This window comes from Methylophilus sp. TWE2, from assembly GCF_001183865.1.
In the GTDB taxonomy this organism is placed as follows: domain Bacteria; phylum Pseudomonadota; class Gammaproteobacteria; order Burkholderiales; family Methylophilaceae; genus Methylophilus.
The window spans coordinates 2,440,508-2,459,148 of record NZ_CP012020.1 but is presented as its reverse complement, the minus strand read 5'-3'; the positions used below and the strand labels follow the sequence as shown (position 1 = coordinate 2,459,148).

General features: G+C 50.1%; 15 protein-coding genes and 1 tRNA gene. 9 read left to right on the top strand and 7 right to left on the bottom strand.

Annotation, left to right across the window (positions count from 1 at the left end; translation table 11 throughout):
* Positions 1–96: 96 nt before the first annotated feature.
* Together ACJ67_RS11520 and crcB are read right to left on the bottom strand one after the other, a co-directional pair.
* On the bottom strand, positions 97–411 hold the full coding sequence (locus ACJ67_RS11520; protein WP_049639189.1) for a DUF190 domain-containing protein: 315 nt from the start codon (positions 409–411) through the stop codon (positions 97–99).
* A gap of 30 nt (positions 412–441) precedes the next feature.
* Complete coding sequence (crcB, locus tag ACJ67_RS11515) at positions 442–822, bottom strand: fluoride efflux transporter CrcB (protein ID WP_049639188.1); 381 nt, start codon at positions 820–822, stop codon at positions 442–444.
* 163 nt (positions 823–985) lie between these two features.
* Here crcB and ACJ67_RS11510 point away from each other — a divergent pair, with 163 nt between their 5' ends.
* The gene (locus ACJ67_RS11510; RefSeq protein WP_049639187.1) at positions 986–3,112 is read left to right on the top strand and encodes a molybdopterin-dependent oxidoreductase; all 2,127 of its coding nucleotides are present in this window, start codon (positions 986–988) and stop codon (positions 3,110–3,112) included.
* 203 nt (positions 3,113–3,315) lie between these two features.
* Here the strand turns inward: ACJ67_RS11510 and ACJ67_RS11505 are convergent, their stop codons facing one another.
* A complete protein-coding gene (locus ACJ67_RS11505; protein ID WP_049639186.1) occupies positions 3,316–5,505 on the bottom strand; it encodes a TonB-dependent siderophore receptor in 2,190 nt (729 codons plus the stop codon).
* A gap of 478 nt (positions 5,506–5,983) precedes the next feature.
* Here ACJ67_RS11505 and ACJ67_RS11500 point away from each other — a divergent pair, with 478 nt between their 5' ends.
* From ACJ67_RS11500 to ACJ67_RS11490, 3 genes are read left to right on the top strand one after another with little or no spacing between them, the layout of a single operon-like run.
* Positions 5,984–6,997, top strand: coding sequence for a diacylglycerol kinase family protein (locus ACJ67_RS11500; RefSeq protein WP_049639185.1), 1,014 nt, complete (start codon positions 5,984–5,986; stop codon positions 6,995–6,997).
* The gene (locus ACJ67_RS11495) at positions 6,994–7,800 is read left to right on the top strand and encodes a metallophosphoesterase (RefSeq protein WP_049639184.1); all 807 of its coding nucleotides are present in this window, start codon (positions 6,994–6,996) and stop codon (positions 7,798–7,800) included. Before ACJ67_RS11500 ends, ACJ67_RS11495 begins: the two co-directional genes overlap by 4 nt.
* Positions 7,801–7,819: 19 nt before the next feature.
* Positions 7,820–8,611 (top strand): phosphatase PAP2 family protein, encoded by a 792-nt coding sequence (locus tag ACJ67_RS11490; RefSeq protein WP_049639183.1) that lies wholly within the window; start codon positions 7,820–7,822, stop codon positions 8,609–8,611.
* A gap of 301 nt (positions 8,612–8,912) precedes the next feature.
* On the opposite strand, the gene ACJ67_RS11485 is transcribed toward ACJ67_RS11490, so the two are convergent.
* Positions 8,913–9,821: an alpha/beta fold hydrolase gene (locus ACJ67_RS11485; protein ID WP_082164029.1), complete on the bottom strand. Its 909-nt coding sequence runs from the start codon at positions 9,819–9,821 to the stop codon at positions 8,913–8,915.
* A gap of 58 nt (positions 9,822–9,879) precedes the next feature.
* Positions 9,880–11,376, bottom strand: a complete 1,497-nt coding sequence (locus ACJ67_RS11480; RefSeq protein WP_049639182.1) for an efflux transporter outer membrane subunit — start codon at positions 11,374–11,376, stop codon at positions 9,880–9,882.
* 84 nt (positions 11,377–11,460) lie between these two features.
* On the opposite strand from ACJ67_RS11480, the gene ACJ67_RS11475 reads away from it, so the two are divergent.
* The 4 genes from ACJ67_RS11475 to ACJ67_RS11460 all read left to right on the top strand — a co-directional run bounded on the left by ACJ67_RS11475 (position 11,461) and on the right by ACJ67_RS11460 (position 17,179).
* Positions 11,461–12,078 (top strand): TetR/AcrR family transcriptional regulator, encoded by a 618-nt coding sequence (locus ACJ67_RS11475; protein ID WP_049639181.1) that lies wholly within the window; start codon positions 11,461–11,463, stop codon positions 12,076–12,078.
* A 72-nt stretch (positions 12,079–12,150) separates the two neighbouring features.
* The gene (locus ACJ67_RS11470) at positions 12,151–13,269 is read left to right on the top strand and encodes an efflux RND transporter periplasmic adaptor subunit (RefSeq protein ID WP_049639180.1); all 1,119 of its coding nucleotides are present in this window, start codon (positions 12,151–12,153) and stop codon (positions 13,267–13,269) included.
* Complete coding sequence (locus tag ACJ67_RS11465) at positions 13,269–16,319, top strand: efflux RND transporter permease subunit (RefSeq protein ID WP_049639179.1); 3,051 nt, start codon at positions 13,269–13,271, stop codon at positions 16,317–16,319. The genes ACJ67_RS11470 and ACJ67_RS11465 overlap by 1 nt, the downstream gene beginning before the upstream one ends.
* Before the next feature lie 53 nt (positions 16,320–16,372).
* Complete coding sequence (locus ACJ67_RS11460; protein ID WP_049639178.1) at positions 16,373–17,179, top strand: oxidoreductase; 807 nt, start codon at positions 16,373–16,375, stop codon at positions 17,177–17,179.
* A 150-nt stretch (positions 17,180–17,329) separates the two neighbouring features.
* Here ACJ67_RS11460 and ACJ67_RS11455 read toward each other — a convergent pair whose 3' ends face one another.
* Entirely contained in the window at positions 17,330–17,638 is a 309-nt protein-coding gene (locus ACJ67_RS11455) for a hypothetical protein (protein WP_049639177.1), read from the bottom strand.
* A 160-nt stretch (positions 17,639–17,798) separates the two neighbouring features.
* Here ACJ67_RS11455 and ACJ67_RS11450 point away from each other — a divergent pair, with 160 nt between their 5' ends.
* A complete protein-coding gene (locus ACJ67_RS11450; RefSeq protein WP_082164027.1) occupies positions 17,799–18,413 on the top strand; it encodes a TetR/AcrR family transcriptional regulator in 615 nt (204 codons plus the stop codon).
* A 41-nt stretch (positions 18,414–18,454) separates the two neighbouring features.
* Here ACJ67_RS11450 and ACJ67_RS11445 read toward each other — a convergent pair.
* A tRNA-Arg gene (locus ACJ67_RS11445) sits at positions 18,455–18,531 on the bottom strand.
* Positions 18,532–18,641 lie beyond the last annotated feature (110 nt).

Here is an 18,641-nt window from a genome sequence, read left to right as displayed (position 1 = left end):
GGTCTGTATTGTCTCTAGATGACGCGTTTAATCTAGGCCGGCGTGTTCACTTTTTCGATGTCCATCACGGCAAAAGGGAGGCTTTGTGGCAGAGGATTATTCGCCAGTGGTACCAAACTCAACAGGTGTTTTGATATAAGAAATATCGATCTTTTCAGTTTTCAACAGGCTAAATAGTTTTGCGGTCTGTTCTTCACTGGCCGTGACTACAATTTCTTGTGGCTGATCACCCAGTTCAAAAAAATGTCCGGCATGAATTTTCTTATCCCGCCCGAATCCTTCACTCGCCGCAAAAATGGTTGCACCTTGGATGCCTAACTCTCTTGCCGTAAGCATCAACCATTCACTCAACATTTGGTTGCCATGCTTTTGGTCCAGGCGAGTAAAAAAGGTGATTTGAAAACCTTGCATAACGGCTCCATTCGATACGTGACAACTACGTTAGTGGCGGGACAACTGAAAAGAAACAAATCCCAAAAAGGTCAGTAATACTGAGCCGACGATGTGCACCAGCGTGGTTCTGAGTGCCCAGAGTATCTGGCTGTTTTGCAGTTGGGTAAATACTTCAGCAGAAAAGGTGGAAAAAGTAGTTAATCCGCCACAAAATCCAGTGATAATCAATAAACGTGCTTCTGGGGAAAGTTGCGGTAGCTGCGAGAAATAGGCAATTGCAAAGCCGATAATATAGGCGCCGATTAAGTTGGCGGACAGGGTTCCGAGCGGTAGCGCAGGAAGCAGGCTATTCAGCTTGAGGCCTAATTGCCAACGGAGCAAAGCCCCGAGAGAGGCTCCCACGCTAATTGCAATCACAGATTTCCACATAGTTTGTTACCGTAGATGAAACAATGAATATAACAAAAATAAAGCCTATCCAGTAGCATTGTATTTCCGGGGCAAGGAGTATAGTATTCGGAATAGACAGACCTGTCTTGCATTGATTCTTTTTAAAACTTGACGGCATTTAATCGTGCGCTTGGAGTGAAATATGAATGATGTTGCAGATGTAGTTCAAACCTTTCATGGTGGTTGTCCGCATGATTGTCCCGATACTTGTGCGATGCAGTTTCATGTCAAAAACGGTGAGTTGGTCTCGGTATCAGGCAACCCTGATCATCCGATGACGCGTGGTGGCTTATGCGTGAAATTAAAAGATTACGAAAAGCGACATTATCACCCCAATCGTCTGTTATACCCCATGAAGCGGGTAGGGCCCAAAGGCACCAATCAGTTTGAGCGCATCACTTGGGATGAAGCACTGGATACCATTGTCGATCGATGGCAGGCATTGATCAAAGATACCGGTCCCCGCGCCATATTGCCCGTTAGTTATTTGGGTAATCAGGGGCTGGTGCATGGCCTCAATGGCGGCGATGCTTTTTTCAACAGGCTGGGCGCCACCGTTTGTGAAAGAACCTTTTGTGGTGAAGGCTCCTGTACGGCGTGGTTGCTAACCGTCGGGCCGACAGCCGGGGTGGATCCCGAAAGCTTTATCCATGCCAATTTTATTGTGATCTGGGCCTGTAACTCTGTCTCCACCAATTTGCATCACTGGCACATTATTAAAGACGCGCAAAAACGCGGCGCGAAGGTTGTGGTGGTGGATTCGTTCGCCTCTAAAACCGCCAAGGAAGCCGATTGGCATCTCGCCCCCAAGCCGGGTACCGATGGTGCGCTGGCCATGGCGATGATGCACGTGATCATTGCAGAAGACTTGGTTGACCATGACTATGTTGAGAAATATACCGTCGGCTATGCCGAGCTGGCGGAAAGAGCTAAACCCTGTACACCTGAATGGGCAGCTGACATCACAGGCATCCCCGCCGACCAGATTCGCCTGTTTGCCCGCGAATATGCGACCACGCCTCCAGCCGCCATCCGCATTGGCGTCGCGCTGGAACGCAGTTATGGCGGAAGTCAGGCAATACGCGCTGTCACCTCATTGCCAGCCTTGATTGGTGCCTGGCGCCACGTAGGCGGCGGTGCGCTGCAATTCCCGGTCTGGGAGCATCCTTACAAGTTCGATGTGATTTGCAGGCCGGACTTGATCCCTGAAGGCACGCCGGTGGTGAATATCCTGCAATTAGGCCGGGCGCTGCTTGGCGAAACGCCGCTTGAGGTGCCGATTCAATCGATCATGGTGTGGAACACCAACCCCGTGACCCAATCCCCCGAAACCGATAAGGTGATTGAGGGTCTGAAGCGTGAAGACCTGTTCACCATTGTGGCTGACCATTTCATTTCAGATACGGCGTCGTATGCAGATATTGTCTTGCCCGCCGCCATGGGTGCGGAACAGGAAGACATGATCTTATCCTGGGGCCATTTATACCTCACCTACAACACCAAATGCATAGAGCCGCCCGGCGAAGCCTTACCCAACAATGAAATATTCCGCCGCTTGGCGAAACGGTTAGGGTTTGAAGAAGATAACTTCAAATGGAGTGATAGCGAATGTCTTGAAAATTATGTCGACTGGAACTCACCCGCCTGCAAAGGCATAGACCTCAACTATATGCGCGAGCATGGGTTTGTCAGGCTCAATGTAGGCACCAAAGACGACCGCGCCCCGCATCGCGAGGGCAATTTCCCCACCCCGACCGGTAAATGTATGTTCATGGTAGAAGGCGCCAAAAACTTTGTCGCAGGCCCCTTCAGGCAGATGTATGACGGTTTTCAGCCAGGCGAAGATTTAGACCCATTGCCGGCCTATGTGCCCAGTCGTGAAACGGCGGACTCCAACGCAGCGCTGGCCGCCAGGTTTCCTTTAAACATCATCTCTCCCAAAAGCCATGGCTTCATCAACTCTTCCTACGCAAATATGGAATCCAAACTCCGTGTGCAAGGCGAGCAATACCTGATGATCAACCCGGTGGATGCACTCGCGCGCAATGTTCAGGATGGCATGATGGTCAAAACCTATAACGAGAGAGGCGGTTTTGAAGCAGTCGCCCGTGTCACCACAGACGTGAATCCCGGCATCGTGGTTGCCACGTTGGGCTATTGGCGCCAACTCAACAAGGGGACGGTTAACTGTATCAGTTCTGCCGAGTATGGCGACATGGGCCACTCAAATACGTTTAGTGACAATCTGGTTGAAGTCGAACTTGTTTGAACACTTTATTGATAAAAGCAGACACAGAAGCCGGTGGCTCGATTCTTATTGATGACAGAAGAGTAGTTGTTGAGCCATCGTTATGAGCACTATGCTTTATATCTCGTTTCGGCAAGCGTTAAAAAAGTCCATTTATTTCTAAATGGACTTTTTCTTTGGGCGGATTAAGTATTTCGTTGGATACTTTTACTTATTAATCCATTTTAAAAATCTACAGTGGCTGAGAGAATGGCCGTTCTTGGCGTCCCGAAAGTTAAGCCAAATTGCGAGGCGGTGCTCCAGTAACGTTTATCAGACACATTCTCAACGCTTGCCCGCAAGGTCACGGTTTTGCCTTGTGTCTTGAATACATAGCGGCTGCCGAGATCAAAACGCGTCCAATCGGGTATTTCGCGGGTATTGGCTTCATTGATGTATTGTTCACCCGTGTGTATGGCGCGCGCGGTAAACGTCAAGCCTGGAACCCCACCAACATCCCATTCAGCGCCGAGATTCGCATTTAATTTAGCCACACCGATGGCAGTGTTACCTTCATTGACACCGCCATTCGTTTTTGTGAGTTCTGCATCCAAAAGCATGAGGCCGCCTAATAGGCGGACACCAGTCATCGGTTCTCCAAAAACATTGACCTCTAGTCCGGTATTGCGCTGCTCGCCGTTTAAGCCAAAAACATTGGTGACTGGATCGGTGAAGGCGTTTGGCCGCTCTATCCTGAAAACACTCATCGTCGTTGTAAATGTCCCCAGGTCTACTTTTACCCCGGCTTCTATTTGTTTGGTCTTGGCAGGTGGGAACATCGCGCCGGGGTTAGCAACGCCATTGGAAGGAGCTATCGGTGTTTGCGTCAGCGCCTCAATATAATTGCCGAAAATGGAGACGTGGTCGTAAGGTTTAATCACAATCGCTGCGGTTGGGGTGTAGGCATCTTTATCGTATTCGGTTCTGGGGCGATTAGCCGGAGTGCTGATACCAATCGCACGCTGCTTTCTGACGCCCAATGTCAGCTGAATCCGTTCATCCAGCATGGATAAAGTGTCGGTGATCGCAAAACTTTCAAGCTGTGTTTTCCCGGTTGGGCGTTCAGGCGTGCCTGGCGTATTGGGTTGTGCCCGGTTCACCGGGTCATAAATATTGGAAGTGATGCTACCTACAGTGGTTTCAGCGTTTGCGAAGTCAATGCGGAACAAGCTGGCATTGAAGTTGACTGCATGATCTATAAATCCGGTTGAAAACGCAGTTCTTAAGCCTGCTTCATTAGAGATCGTGTCTTCATCACGTAGAAATTTATTGGTATCTGCAGTGAAGTTACCCGCTGAATTCACATTGATTGGCGATACACGCAGAAAATCATAACGGCCTCTTCTGGCGCCCCAAGCGGCATAAGCCGTTGTCAGTGCGGTGATGTCGTATTCACCCCTTAACAGGACGGCGCTGTCTGTGGTGTCCGCATACGACCATTTTTGAGCAAAATTGCGGCTGATTCGGTCGGCATCCGGAGTCACGGCAGTCCCGAGTAAAGCCACGCGTTCTAAAGGGGCTGTGCCACGGTTTTCATAATGGTACATGTCACTCGACAGTCGTAATTTCTCACCGCGTAAATCCAGCCCTAAAGAGACCAAGCTCCGTTTTATGGATTGATCGTTTGAGAATGCGGTGTCTCCATCCTGGTGAACAGCATTGACTCTGGCACCGAATTGACCATCGCTACCAAAGCGCCTACCCACATCCAGATGTCCGCCTAACACTGATTCAGTGGCATAACTTGCGGTGAATTGGGTGATGTCTTTATCAGTTGCACGCTTAGGAGCAATGTTGATGCTTCCTCCCACAGCGCCGCTAGGCGACATGCCGTTCAACAAAGTATTTGGTCCTTTGAAAATTTCTACACGTTCAGCAGACTCAACGGGAACGGTATAGGTCGGGACCAGGCCATATAAACCGTTAAACGCAATTTCGCTATTCGATAAGCTAAACCCACGAATGGTGAATTGATCGAAACGGCCAAATCGTGGATTGATATTGCGCACAGACGGATCATTAGCCACCACATCAGCGACAGTCGTCGCCTGCTGATTTTGAATCAGCTCCTGGGTGTAGCTGGTCATGCTATACGGCGTATCCATCACAGACTTGTTCCCCAATAAACCCACCCGGCCACCTGAGGCTACTTGGCCACCCGCATACGCTGGCATAGGCTTCCCACGGGTTTCTTTAATGGCTTTTACAGTCACCGCCTCTAAAGTTTGGGTTTCTGAAGCACTTTTGGATTCACTCTTTTCAACTGTTTGGGTGATCTCACCGGCATGTAATGCTGATGTAGCAAACATCGCAGCAATCAAAGAACCTAATGTCGTTCGTTTGAGTTGAATAGAAACAATTTGATGGTTCGGCATATCCTCTTCCTAGTTATTAGTATTCTGGGGACGGGATTGTAATTCATATTGCTAATGAGAACCATTATCAATAAAATGATTGTCGTGACACAAGATTTGTGTTGAGATTATCTTTGTCAGGTGAAAATCGTGTCGGATGACGCATGGGTGTGCAAGCCGTTGAGGAATATGAGCTTTGGTTCATACCACAGGCGGACTGACCACGTTGACTGTCGTCATCGGCGCACGCAGCTTATCCGCGAAAGGATGATTGTCATCTGGTCTGCTTTTCCTCTAGTTATTCCTCTCCGCTCGACCTTCTCCCCTAGTGACTACGCTGGCAGCCACCTGGCAACATGACCGAGCCCACATTTTGATCGTTCATTTCTTGCAGTGATCTTGCGTAATGCGAGAATGATTGACGCCTTCGTCGTTTACCCGGATTTCATCTACAATGAATTTATAGAGAACTCTAAGAAGAAATTTCTGTATTCATTATATGGACACACTGACACAATCGACGCATCCCGCAGAGCGCGAGACATACACGCTATTATTCATTGTCCTGAACGCGGGTTCCGGCGATAAAAATGCAGAGACAGTTGCAAATAAACTTGCGGAAATATTTTATGCGGCTAAACAGCCTTATGAGCTGTTCCTATGCCGTCGGCCGGGAGATATTTCCGATATGACCAAGCAGGCTGTCGAGCTGGCAAGCCATCGCCATGGCGTGGTGGTTGCTGCAGGCGGGGATGGCACGATTCGGTATATCGCGCAGGCAGCGCTGACTGCTGGCCTGCCATTCGGCATCGTGCCGTTGGGGACCTTCAACTATTTTGCGCGTGACCAGGGTGTGCCACAGGAGGTGGAATTGGCGGCGGAGGCCTTGATCACAGGCATGCGCGAAGGCAACGAACGCCAGGTGCAGGTGGGGCAGTTGAATGATGAGGTCTTTCTGGTGAATGCCAGCCTGGGTCTTTATCCGCAATTGCTGGCAGACCGAGAGGTATTTAAAAAACAGCACGGACGTAGCCGCCTGGTGGCGAAATGGGCGGCCTTGATCACCATATTAAAACGCGATATCAAAATGCTGTTACGTATTGCGCATAGCGGGGGAGAGCAAAAGGGTGAAGAAAGTGTCATTCCTGCTTCCACCATATTCGTCGGTAACAACTCTATCCAGCTGCATGATGTCGGCCTTGCTTCCGAATCGCAACATGTGAAAAATGGCCAGCTTGCCATTATTGCGCTGCCGCCGATGACAGTGTTCAAACGCATCGCCTTTGCCTTTAGAGGCATGCTGGGGCTGCTGCGCAAAGCGCCTGAGTTGACACATTTTGCCTGTCGTCAGCTGGTGGTGGAGCCGCTGCGGCTGCGTAAGCCTTACGTAAAAGTTGCTATGGATGGCGAGGTGTCCCAGATGCGTCCACCTTTAACATTCCGCGTGGGTCCACAGTGTTTGCGCCTGGTCGTGCCCAAGTCGGCCAGTGAGCAGTCAGGGACCGAACAGTGAGCGTGATCCTGCATCTTTCCGACCCGCATTTTGGCACTGAAAAGCCGCACGTGACGGCTGCGCTATTGCAGCTTGCCCAGGAGTTGCGCCCTGATATCGCTATCCTGTCAGGCGATATCACCCAGCGGGCAAAACGCGGACAATTCGCTGCCGCGCGCAGTTTTATGGATGCCTTGGCAGCTCCGGTGAAGCTGGTGATTCCCGGTAACCACGATATTCCGCTGTTTAATCTATTTGCACGTGTTTTTAATCCTTATGGTAACTACCGTCGCGTATTCGGGAAACAGCTTGAGCCGCAATTTTCCAGTCAGGATGCGCTGGTGATAGGCGTTAATGCCACCCGACCATGGCGCCACGCCGATGGCGAAGTCTCGGCGCAACAGATTGAACGGGTAGCGCAGCAGTTACGAGGTGCTTTGCCAGCGCAGTTACGTATCGTGGCAGTCCACCAGCCTGTGTACGTTGAGCGGGAAAGTGATCTCGAGAACCTGCTACATGGTCACCAACAAGCTGTTAAAGCCTGGGCAGCGGCAGGCGCAGACTTGATTTTAAGTGGGCACATCCATCTGGCTTATATCCGTAATCTTGCAGAAAAAATGGATGGCCTGACACGCTCGGTCTGGACCCTCTCCGCGGGAACGGCCATCTCCAGCCGTATACGCGAAGGCAAGCCGAATTCCGTGAACCTTATCCGCTATGAGCCGACAACATCGTCGCGTTACTGCCATGTTGAACGGCTGGATTTTGATGCCGTGACCTCCCGGTTCATCACAGCACACACCCAGGTGCTGGCGCTTTCATAAAGATAGGATATCTCGTTAAATGGTAACAGCACCCTGGCTCATTGCGGGCAGTATTTTCCTGGCAGTTGCGGGTATCATGATTCTAATGCTGGTTTGGGTAGGGCGAATGATCACCCTCTATCAACCAGTCATCTCCCATGCCCCTCTATTCACTCACAGTGAAGAGAGACATTCATCGCCTGATTACCAACGGCTGCGAAGGTTAGGCCTGATCGTACTGGCCAGTGCAGGTACGCTGTTTGCGTTGATTGCTGAAAATGTCATTAACGAAGTCGCGTTGACGCTCGTCGATCTGGAGGTTGCCCAATGGCTGCATGCGCATAGCACGACGATGCTCACACAATGCCTGCTCGTCATCACCCACCTGCATGACCCTTGGATCCTGAGTTCCGTGGCCGGGATGATCACGCTATATTACATTGGGAAAAAACGCTGGTATGCGGCATTGTCCGTCTTGCTCATAGTGCAAGGTGCAATGTTGCTTAATCTGCTGGCAAAGCATATGTTTCAGCGAGCACGCCCGACCTTTGATGATCCGCTTGTCACTCTTGTCACCTACAGTTTTCCAAGCGGGCATGTCGTTGCCAGTACGGTTTTTTATGGCACTTTGGCCGTATTGCTGATTTCACAAAAGTCTGCCCTTTGCAGGGCTGTTTATATTTTGCCGATAGCGATTGCGATGGTCTTTCTGGTTGCGTTTAGCCGCATGTATCTGGGCGCTCATTACTTGAGCGATGTGCTGGCAGCATTTTTAGAAGCAGTGATTTGGATAGCGTTATGTTTAACCCCATTATGGTTTAAACGTCTTTAAGTAAGTGGCGAGGCAGGTTAATTATTCAACTTAATTGATCATGCGATTAAAGGTGGACACAAGTTGGTCATCACGACCTTGGTTTTTCTTTTATGAGGGGTGTCCGAGTGGGTGAACGTAGGCACTGGTCTATAAAAATCAAACGCATCTGGCCGTTGATTTTTTTTATCAAACTTCCGCTATGTGCGATAGGTTTCTAATCGAAGCCACCTCTATTAAATAGATTGCTCTTATGGTCAGGTGATTTAAAAGTTATATATTTACTTTATCTATAGGGCAGTAAAAGAGATGCAAGCGCGTGTTATTTTCCGAGAATAATCTCAGCCACTTTTTCTGGGCTTTCCAGCGCTGTGAAGTGCCCTGATTTTTCAATCGTGATTAGGTTTGCGTGGGCAATCTCTTTTTGGTTCCGGATACGTTCGCTGGGATTGGACCAGTCATCGCTACCGTAAATAAGGGTGACGGGTGCGCTCACACGCGGATATAACTGCCGGGCGGCTATCCATGTTTTCCAGTGTCTGAACACAGTGTATTCGGCACCACGATACCCCTCTCGCTTGCCCGTATTAGAAAACTCGGTCAGTAGATCTTCAGGCAATTTCTGCACATCATAAAAACCGCCGTGCATCACTGCCGCTGTTACAAAACGCGGCTCTAGCGTGTAGCTTCCAAAAATGTTGAATAAACCCACCATCCAGCCGTTTTTACTACGGCGTATGCCACCGCCAAATTGTTCACCATAATCGTACGGGTTCAGGGAAAAAACGCGCGTCACCCTATCTGGAAGTTCAGTAGAGACAGTCAGCGCTAACACACCACCAATGGATTCGCCTGCGAGCGTCACCTCCTTTAAATCCAGCCTGGTGATGAACTCTTTTGTTGTTCGCCTGAAAAATTCTTCAGTGTAGGCAATGTCATCAATGCTGGACTGGCCATGGCCGGGTAAATCCAGCACGATCACCTCGTATTGACTGCTCAACAACGGGACTAATTTTTCAAAATAGTCGAGCTGGGTGCGGATGGTGTGTAACAGAACAAGTGGCGGGCCATTGCCGGTGCGCATGTACCTGACCGTGACTCCCCCCTCCAGGGTTAAAAGTTCAGGCGCGCTTTGCGTCCAGTTTTGCGTATATTCACCGTGGCTGATAGTTGAGCAGCCTGTCAGAAACAGGCTGAAGACAACGCCTATCATCAGCAATATTTTTTTCATCTTTTACTCCCTGTTAATTGCGTTAAGGTTTAACTGTTTGCTGCAGCCTGCGGTTCAATCAGGGATTTGCGCTGCTGCTATGTTCAATGCCTGCTTGAGTCAGAGATGCCGCTTGCGTGCTGTTTGGATCCCATCCGCCGCCCAAGGCTTTAAACGCCGCGATGGCCGATCTGGCGGCTTCTGTTTGCGATTGCGCTTTTGCATCCGATACCCTGAGTAAGTTTTCATCTGCATGTAACACTTCAATCAAGCTGACGACGCCTCGCTGATAGGCGATAAAAGATGTATCCCGTGCCTGCGCCAATGCCTGCTCTCCTTGCCGTAGGTAAATGGATTGCTCTTCTCGCTTGACTAAGGCTGAAATGGCATTTTCTACATCTTCGGTCGCACGGAGCGCAGATTGTCTGTAAGCCGCTAACAACTCAGCTTCTTGTCCTTTTGCGCGGTGGATTTGTGCGTCAATCCTGCCAAAGTCGAACAGTCGCCAGCGCAAGCCTGCCACGGCTGCGGCCTGATTGGCAGCGTTGCTAAACAGATTGCCGCCAGAAATAGCAGTCGCACTACCGACTAACAAGCTAAGCCCAACTTTTGGATAATATTCCGCGATGGCTTGGCCAATGTTGGCATTGGCCATTGCCAGACGCCGCTCGGCGACAATCAGGTCTGGTCTGCGTTTGAGCAACTCGCCCGGGGCGCCCAATGAGGTCATTTGTGGGGCTGCTGGAATCGGTCTCACCACATTTAATTCGGCGCGATATTTACCCGGCGCTTGGCCTAACATCACATCTATCGCATTCATGGCCGCCACCAACCCCGCTTCTAATACGGGAATAGTGGCGGCAACTTGCGCCACGGCTGCCTCTGATTGCTCCACTTGCAGCTTGGGGGCGAGCCCTCGCGAATGGAGGAGGCGTATCTTGTCTGCCAGTTGTTGTTGCGTTGAAAGTTGCTTTCTTGCAATCTCCAGCCGAGATTGCAATCCGCGCACAGTGACATAAAGGTCTGCGGTATTCGCAGCAATCGCCAATCTTGTTGCAATCGCACCGGCTTGCGTGGCTTGATATTCGGCAAAAGCGGCCTGTTGCTGGTGTTTTAATCCACCAAAGATATCCAGCTCCCAACTGGCATTCAGGTTTGCCTCGTAAAGCGTCGCATTCCTATCGTAACCAGGGACTGCGTTCAGCAGCTGGCCTAATGGCGATTCGAGAGACTGATGGTTTCTGGTGACCTGGCTGTTGATATTGCCTGAAGGTAATAACGCCGCATTTGCTGAGCTCAAGCCGGATCTGGCTTGGGTGATGCGTGCTTGTGCCTGGGCAATATCCAGGTTTTGCTCCAGCGCGATTGCAATAAGCTGGGTCAACTGCGGGTCACCGAAAGCTTCCCACCACTTGGTGATATCGGTATCGGCGGTCGCCTTCCGATGCGCAAGTGTCGACTGTCCCATAAAGCTGTCAGGAAGGGGCATCTCTGCTTTTTTATACTCTGGCCCCACCGCACAGTTGCTCAATAGGCCAGCGCTCAGCAATGTCAGAATCAGTCGTTTAAAAGGCATAATAACCTTTGCTTGTTCAAGTTGGATAGTGACCATATTACAATATAGTCACTAGTTGTCAATCCCCCATTGTGGATGTATGCTATGAATATGATGAAAAAACCAGAGCCAAATGTACGCGGACCCTCTGAACATAATGTCCGTGACCAGATCGTCAATGCGGCGGCGGAATACTTCAGCCGCTATGGCTATGAAAAAACCACCGTTTCTGATCTTGCTAAAGCGATAGGCTTTTCCAAGGCCTATATATATAAGTTTTTTTCTACCAAACAAGCCATTGGAGAAGTGATCTGCGCGAACACCTTAAGCGCTATTTTACAAGCGGTAGAAGCCGGGATGTCTGATGCAAATTCAGCATCAGAGCGCCTTAGGAGGGTTTTTAGGGTGGTTGTTGAGACCAGTTCACAGTTGTTTTTTGAAGACCGCAAGCTATATGACATTGCGGCATCCGCCGCCACTGAGCAGTGGCAATCCTGCACTGATTACCAGGAGAGTATCAAAAAAATCATCCTTGATATTGTGCGCGAGGGGCGCGAGGCTGGCGAGTTTGAGCGTAAAACTCCCATTGATGAAACCGTCAATGCGATCTTTTTTGTGATGCTTCCTTATTGCAATCCCTTGCTGCTGCAACACAATCTGAATATTGCTGATCAAGCCCCTATGGTGCTCTCGAATTTAATATTGAGAAGTTTAGCCCCCTAAATATTTAGTGACTATTGACATAATTAGTCACTAGTCTCAGAATGCGAGTGTCTATATTTGGGAGAAACTCGCATGCCTCAGCGTACATCCATTCTTGCAAGCCTCATCTTGCTCGGTTCACTATCGTTAGTCGCTTGCAGCGAGAAGCCACTACAGGATCCGCGTACGGCTGTGCCATTGGTGAAAACGGCAACGGTCAAGTTTGCCTCTACAGCATCACGCGCTTTTACGGGTACGGTCGCGGCAAGAGTGCAAAGTGACCTGGCATTTCGTGTCTCCGGTAAAGTCCTTGAGCGATATGTAGACGCCGGACAAAAAGTGAAACGTGGTCAACCCCTGCTGCGTATTGACGCAAATGACTTATTGCTGGGCGTTAAGGGGCAACAAGAAACAGTTCTGGCTGCCAAGGCGAGGGCAGACCAAACCGCACAAGAAGAACTCAGGCACCGGGGGTTGGTTGAAGCGGGGGCTATTTCTTCTTCCACCTATGATCAGATTAAAGCGGCAGCCGATGCTGCCCAGGCCCAGCTCAAAGCGACTGAGTCACAAGCCGGTGTCGCCAAAAATGCTTCCGGCTACGCCATGCTGTTGGCAGACTCAGATGGCGTCGTTGTTGAAACCCTGGCTGAACCCGGGCAAGTCGTTAATGCCGGTCAAACCGTCATTCGCATTGCCCATGCAGGCGAGCGTGAAGCCATTGTGAATCTGCCTGAAACCATGCATCCTCCGCTTGGCATAAAGGCAACTGCCACCCTATACGGCAAACAAGATCAGACATCGAACGCCAAACTGAGGCAGCTCTCAGAGTCAGCTGACCCCCTGACGCGCACGTATGAAGCCCGATTTACGTTGACCGATGCCTTGGTGAATGCACGACTGGGGGCAACCGTCATTATCCAGATGAAAGAGGATGAGGCTAATCAAAGCGATCTTTTAGAGGTGCCTGTCGGTGCGATATTGGATACAGGCAGTGCAACCGGGGTGTGGGTGGTGAATCGAACATCCAGCCAGGTCAATTGGCGCCCAATTCAGCTGGTGAATGTTGGTGAAGAATCTGTAATCGTTAAAGGCAACCTGAAGACGAGTGATGAGATCGTGGCGTTGGGGGCGCATCTTTTACGGGATGGCGAAAAGGTCAGGGTGCTCAAAGCAGGCAAGCCTGATGCCGCATCTAGCCGTGGAGCACAATAATGAGCGGCTTTAATTTGTCGGCACTGGCAGTACGTGAACGTGCCATCACACTGTTCCTGATTATTCTCATCTCCATCAGTGGTGTGATGGCGTTTTTCAAGCTGGGTCGCGCTGAAGATCCTTCATTTACGATCAAAGTCATGACCATTATCACCGCCTGGCCCGGTGCCACTGCACAAGAGATGCAGGACCAGGTGGCGGAGAAAATTGAAAAGCGCCTGCAAGAGTTGCGCTGGTATGAACGAAGTGAGACCTACACCCGTCCTGGTCTGGCGTTTACTACGCTGACCCTGCTTGATAGCACGCCCCCCTCTGAAGTGCAGGATGAGTTCTACCAGGCGCGTAAAAAGGTAGGCGATGAAGTGCGTCAGCTCCCCGCTGGCGTAATCGGGCCTTTTCTCAATGACGAGTATTCTGATGTCACCTTTGCTTTGTTTGCACTGAAAGCGAAAGGACTGACGCAACGCACCCTGATACGCGATGCCGAACGATTGCGTCAGCGCATGCTGCATGTGCCTGGTGTTAAAAAGGTCAATATCATCGGCGAGCAGGCGGAGCGTATTTTCGTTGAAATTTCGCATGACCGCCTTGCCACGTTAGGCATCACGCCACAGGATGTATTCGCTGCACTCAATAACCAGAATGCGTTAACGCCAGCAGGGACTGTTGAAACTAAAGGCTCAGCAGTCGTCATTCGCGTCGATGGCGCGTTTGATGAATTGGAGAAAATACGCAATACGCCCATCGTGACCAAGGGGCGCACCCTTAAATTATCGGATATTGCAAAAGTGGCACGCGGGTATGAAGATCCTGCCACCTTTATGATACGCAATGGCGGTGAACCCGCAATATTGCTGGGTGTGGTGATGCGTGAAGGGTGGAACGGACTGGACTTGGGCAAAGCCCTGGATCAGGAAGTTTCTGACATCAATGCGCAACAGCCATTGGGCATGCAATTGGTGAAAGTGACTGACCAGGCGGTGAATATTAGTGCTTCCGTCGATGAGTTTATGGTCAAGTTTTTTGCCGCTGTGCTGGTGGTGCTGTTGGTCAGTTTCTTGAGCATGGGTTGGCGTGTTGGGGTGGTGGTTGCCGCTGCGGTGCCGTTGACACTGGCAGTGGTGTTTGCCGTCATGCTGGCTACGGGTAAAAACTTTGATCGCATCACCTTGGGCTCTTTAATCCTCGCACTAGGCTTGCTGGTTGACGATGCCATCATCGCCATTGAGATGATGGTAGTGAAGATGGAAGAGGGCTATGACCGCCTGACGGCTTCTGCCTACGCCTGGAGCCATACGGCTGCCCCTATGCTATCAGGCACGCTGGTCACTGCCGTGGGCTTTATGCCCAATGGCTTCGCGCGTTCAAGCGCAGGTGAATATACCAGTAATATGTTCTGGATCGTTGGTATCGCCCTGATCGCCTCTTGGGTGGTTGCCGTGGTGTTCACACCTTATATTGGGGTCAAGCTGTTGCCTGACTTTAAAAAAGTTGAAGGTGGGCACCATGCGATTTATGACAAGCCCAGTTACAACCGTTTCCGTCGCTTATTAGGGCGGATTATTGCGCGCAAGTGGCTCGTCGCCGCCACCGTCATTGGGCTTTTCGTGATGTCAGTATTGGGGATGGCCGTGGTCAAAAAACAGTTTTTCCCGATTTCAGATCGGCCAGAAGTCCTGGTCGAGGTACAGATGCCGTATGGCACCTCTATCGCTCAAACCAGCCTGGCGGCCAGCAAGGTCGAGGCCTGGTTATCCAAACAAAAAGAAGCCAAAATCGTCACCGCCTATGTCGGCCAGGGTGCGCCACGGTTCTTTTTCTCGGTGGGGCCTGAGCTTCCTGATTCATCCTTCGCCAAAATCGTGGTGCGTACCGATAACCAGGTGGAGCGCGAAGCCTTAAAGTTAAGATTGCGGCAAGTGATTGCTGACGGCCTGGCGCCAGAAGCCCGCTTGCGCGTGACGCAACTGGTGTTCGGCCCATACTCGCCGTTCCCTGTGGCCTATCGCGTTTCAGGGCCGGACATCAACACTTTGCGCGACATAGCGAAGCAGGTGCAGCAGATAATGGATGCCAGCCCATTGATGCGCACCGTCAATACTGACTGGGGGGTGCGCGTCCCCGCGCTTCACCTGACCTTAGATCAGGATCGTTTGCAAGCTGTGGGCCTGAGTTCTACTTCAGTCGCGCAACAACTACAGTTTCTGCTGACAGGTATCCCGGTGACAGAGGTGCGTGAAGATATTCGTACCGTACAGGTCATTGCCCGTTCGTCTGGAGACAAGCGGCTGGATCCTGCCAAAGTGGGTGACTTTACATTAGCTGGTGCTAACGGTCAGCGCATCCCTTTATCACAAGTGGGTACGGTCGATATCCGTATGGAAGAACCCATCATGCGTCGTCGTGACCGGGTGCCTACCATCACGGTGCGAGGTGATATTGCAGAAGAACTGCAACCACCGGATGTTTCAACAGAAATCACAAAACAGCTTCAGCCGCTGATCAGCAAGCTCCCGCCTGGATACCGGATCACTGAAGCGGGGTCGATTGAAGAGTCAGGCAAAGCAAGCGTGGCGATGCTGCCCATCTTCCCCATCATGCTTGCCATCACGTTGCTGATACTTGTACTGCAAGTGCGGTCTATGGCTGCCATGGTCATGGTGTTTTTGACCAGTCCGCTTGGCCTGATCGGGGTGGTGCCAACACTCATTCTATTCCAGCAGCCGTTTGGTATTAATGCGCTGGTTGGCTTGATTGCCTTATCCGGCATCCTGATGCGGAACACCCTGATTCTGATTGGCCAAATCCATGAGAATGAACAGGCTGGGTTAGATCCTTTCCGGGCTGTGGTTGAAGCCACGGTGCAACGCGCAAGGCCTGTGATCTTGACCGCGCTGGCGGCCATCCTTGCCTTTATTCCACTCACGCATTCCGTGTTTTGGGGCACGCTGGCATACACGCTGATTGGCGGCACCTTTGCCGGCACTGTGCTTACCCTGGTGTTTTTACCAGCCATGTATGCCATCTGGTTCAAGATCAAGCCTGCATAACGGTATCTCTATATTTTCTCTTATCACAACATGAATATTTAAAGGAATTCGTCATGTCAAACTCTGAAGTGGTCCTGATCACGGGTGTCTCATCAGGCATAGGACGTACAGTTGCAGAAAAGTTTGTCGCGCAGGGCTGTCGCGTATTTGGCACGGTCCGCAATCCCGAAAGCGCCCAAGCGATCAAAGGTGTGGTTCTGATTCAAATGGATATTCGCGACGAGGGGTCGATTGCGGCGGGCGTGCAAACAATAGTTTCACAGACTAAACGCATCGATGTATTGGTCAACAACGCAGGCGTTACTTTACTTGGGGCGACTGAAGAAGCGTCCATAGACGAAGCCAAACATCTGTTTGAAACCAATGTATTCGGTCACTTGCGATTGATCAAGGCCGTCTTGCCCTACATGCGCGAGCAGCGCTCTGGTCGTATCATCAATGTAAGCTCGGTATTAGGCTTTCTGCCTGCGCCTTACATGTCACTGTACTCGGCTTCCAAGCACGCGATTGAAGGGCTGTCTGAGTCTTTGGATCATGAAGTTCGCCAGTTTGGTATTCGTGTCTCACTGGTTGAGCCATCCTTCACCAAGACCAATTTAGATATGAATGCACCCGAGACCGCGACCAAGATTGCTGATTATCAAAAAGAGCTTGCTGTGGTTTCAAAGGCAATCCAACAAAATGTGCAAAAAGCGCCTTTGCCGGATGAGGTGGCGGACACGATTGTACGAGCAGCACTGAACACTTGGAAAATGCGACACACGCCTAAAGGCGAAGCCAGTCTGCTTGCGATACTCCGGCGTTTTATGCCCGCGGGTCCCGTCGAAAAGGGCTTGAGAAAAACCTTTGGGCTTGCCTGACTCTGATTCGCAAACCGGCCATAGCTGCGTGGCTGTTTATGATGACAGCCACTTGATGCCATTAAAAAGTCCATTGCTTTCGCAATGGACTTTGCATAAACCGCCAGAGATCATAAGCAGGCATCGTGTTTTATACGATGCCTCAGTCATTTAAGACTTCTTCGCATGCCCGAACTGCTCTGTATATCTTTTTAAAGAGCTATCAACATTTCTCTCTGCAAGCTGGTTTTCTTTAGTCACGATTTTGAATTTACCCAGAATATTGTCCATAAAGCGGTCTTTAGAGATATCTACATTACGCACTTCATCATTCTTGGATACGGTCTGCGCTTTCCAATTTCCCAACAAAGTTTTATTGATAAATTCTGACTCGGATTTCAAGTTGTCTGCAAATGCCACGGATACATTCACCATTGCAAGACCAATCACAGCTGACACCAAAATTTTTGAATAAGACATTTTTATTTCCTTTCACGTTGACAAGATATTGATAGTCACATTAATTATGTAACCTGGATTACATTATTTGCCAAGGAGTTGCCTTTGTCAACATAATTATGTAATCTACGTTATATAATTATTTTATGACGACAATAAATCAGTTTTAAGGGGAATATTGATGGCACCAGCAGGAAGACCAAGAACCTTTGATAAATCTTTAGCGCTAAGAAATGCCATGCATGTGTTTTGGGCCAAAGGCTATGAGGGCACAACGATGTCGGATCTTGTTGAGGCTATCGGAGTGAAAGGCCCCAGTGTCTATGCCGCTTTTGGTAATAAGGATGCAATTTTTGTAGAAGCCGTCAAAGAATATTCTGAAATGATGCTGAGTGGCCCACTTAAGGCGCTGACTGAAGAGCCTGATATTTATCAGTCCATAAAAAAACTCTTGCAGGCTAACTTGGAGTTTTTTATGAATTCAGCCAACCCTAGAGGCTGCTTGATCATGACGTCAGCCATTAATGCGACGCCTGAGCATACTGATCTTGTGAATTTTGTCCGCACATACCGAGATGACTACAAAGAGAGATTGGTAAAGCGATTCGAGCTTGCGCTTCTTGAGAAGCAAATTAGAAATCACTCGGATACATCTGATTTGGCGGAGTACTATTTGACGGTTATCCACGGAATGGCATTAAGAGCCAAAGATGGGTCCACTTTAAATCAACTATCTAAAGTGGTTGAAATATCTCTTTCTGGGCTGAGAGATCATTTAGAAACAGTTCAGCAGTGACATGCGGTGAAATTCACTCGTTTGTGATAATCATTTGTCAATGGTGCGCCCGGCGGGAGTCGAACCCACGACCCTTGGCTTCGGAAACCAATACTCTATCCAGCTGAGCTACGGGCGCAATCCCGCCATTATAGCAAATAAGTCCGCGCTGGCTTGGCGCGAGCGCTGTCAATTTTCTCTTAAGCTTATCCAGCACTACTCTTGTGAAATAATCTTGTCATCATGGCT

Excerpts from the sequence above, each read along its gene's own strand:
- ACJ67_RS11520 (WP_049639189.1), bottom strand. The coding sequence starts at position 411 with ATGCAAGGTTTTCAAATCACCTTTTTTACTCGCCTGGACCAAAAGCAT.
- crcB (WP_049639188.1), bottom strand. The coding sequence starts at position 822 with ATGTGGAAATCTGTGATTGCAATTAGCGTGGGAGCCTCTCTCGGGGCT.
- ACJ67_RS11510 (WP_049639187.1), top strand. The coding sequence starts at position 986 with ATGAATGATGTTGCAGATGTAGTTCAAACCTTTCATGGTGGTTGTCCG.
- ACJ67_RS11505 (WP_049639186.1), bottom strand. The coding sequence starts at position 5,505 with ATGCCGAACCATCAAATTGTTTCTATTCAACTCAAACGAACGACATTA.
- ACJ67_RS11500 (WP_049639185.1), top strand. The coding sequence starts at position 5,984 with ATGGACACACTGACACAATCGACGCATCCCGCAGAGCGCGAGACATAC.
- ACJ67_RS11490 (WP_049639183.1), top strand. The coding sequence starts at position 7,820 with ATGGTAACAGCACCCTGGCTCATTGCGGGCAGTATTTTCCTGGCAGTT.
- ACJ67_RS11485 (WP_082164029.1), bottom strand. The coding sequence starts at position 9,821 with ATGAAAAAAATATTGCTGATGATAGGCGTTGTCTTCAGCCTGTTTCTG.
- ACJ67_RS11480 (WP_049639182.1), bottom strand. The coding sequence starts at position 11,376 with ATGCCTTTTAAACGACTGATTCTGACATTGCTGAGCGCTGGCCTATTG.
- ACJ67_RS11475 (WP_049639181.1), top strand. The coding sequence starts at position 11,461 with ATGAATATGATGAAAAAACCAGAGCCAAATGTACGCGGACCCTCTGAA.
- ACJ67_RS11470 (WP_049639180.1), top strand. The coding sequence starts at position 12,151 with ATGCCTCAGCGTACATCCATTCTTGCAAGCCTCATCTTGCTCGGTTCA.
- ACJ67_RS11465 (WP_049639179.1), top strand. The coding sequence starts at position 13,269 with ATGAGCGGCTTTAATTTGTCGGCACTGGCAGTACGTGAACGTGCCATC.
- ACJ67_RS11460 (WP_049639178.1), top strand. The coding sequence starts at position 16,373 with ATGTCAAACTCTGAAGTGGTCCTGATCACGGGTGTCTCATCAGGCATA.
- ACJ67_RS11455 (WP_049639177.1), bottom strand. The coding sequence starts at position 17,638 with ATGTCTTATTCAAAAATTTTGGTGTCAGCTGTGATTGGTCTTGCAATG.
- ACJ67_RS11450 (WP_082164027.1), top strand. The coding sequence starts at position 17,799 with ATGGCACCAGCAGGAAGACCAAGAACCTTTGATAAATCTTTAGCGCTA.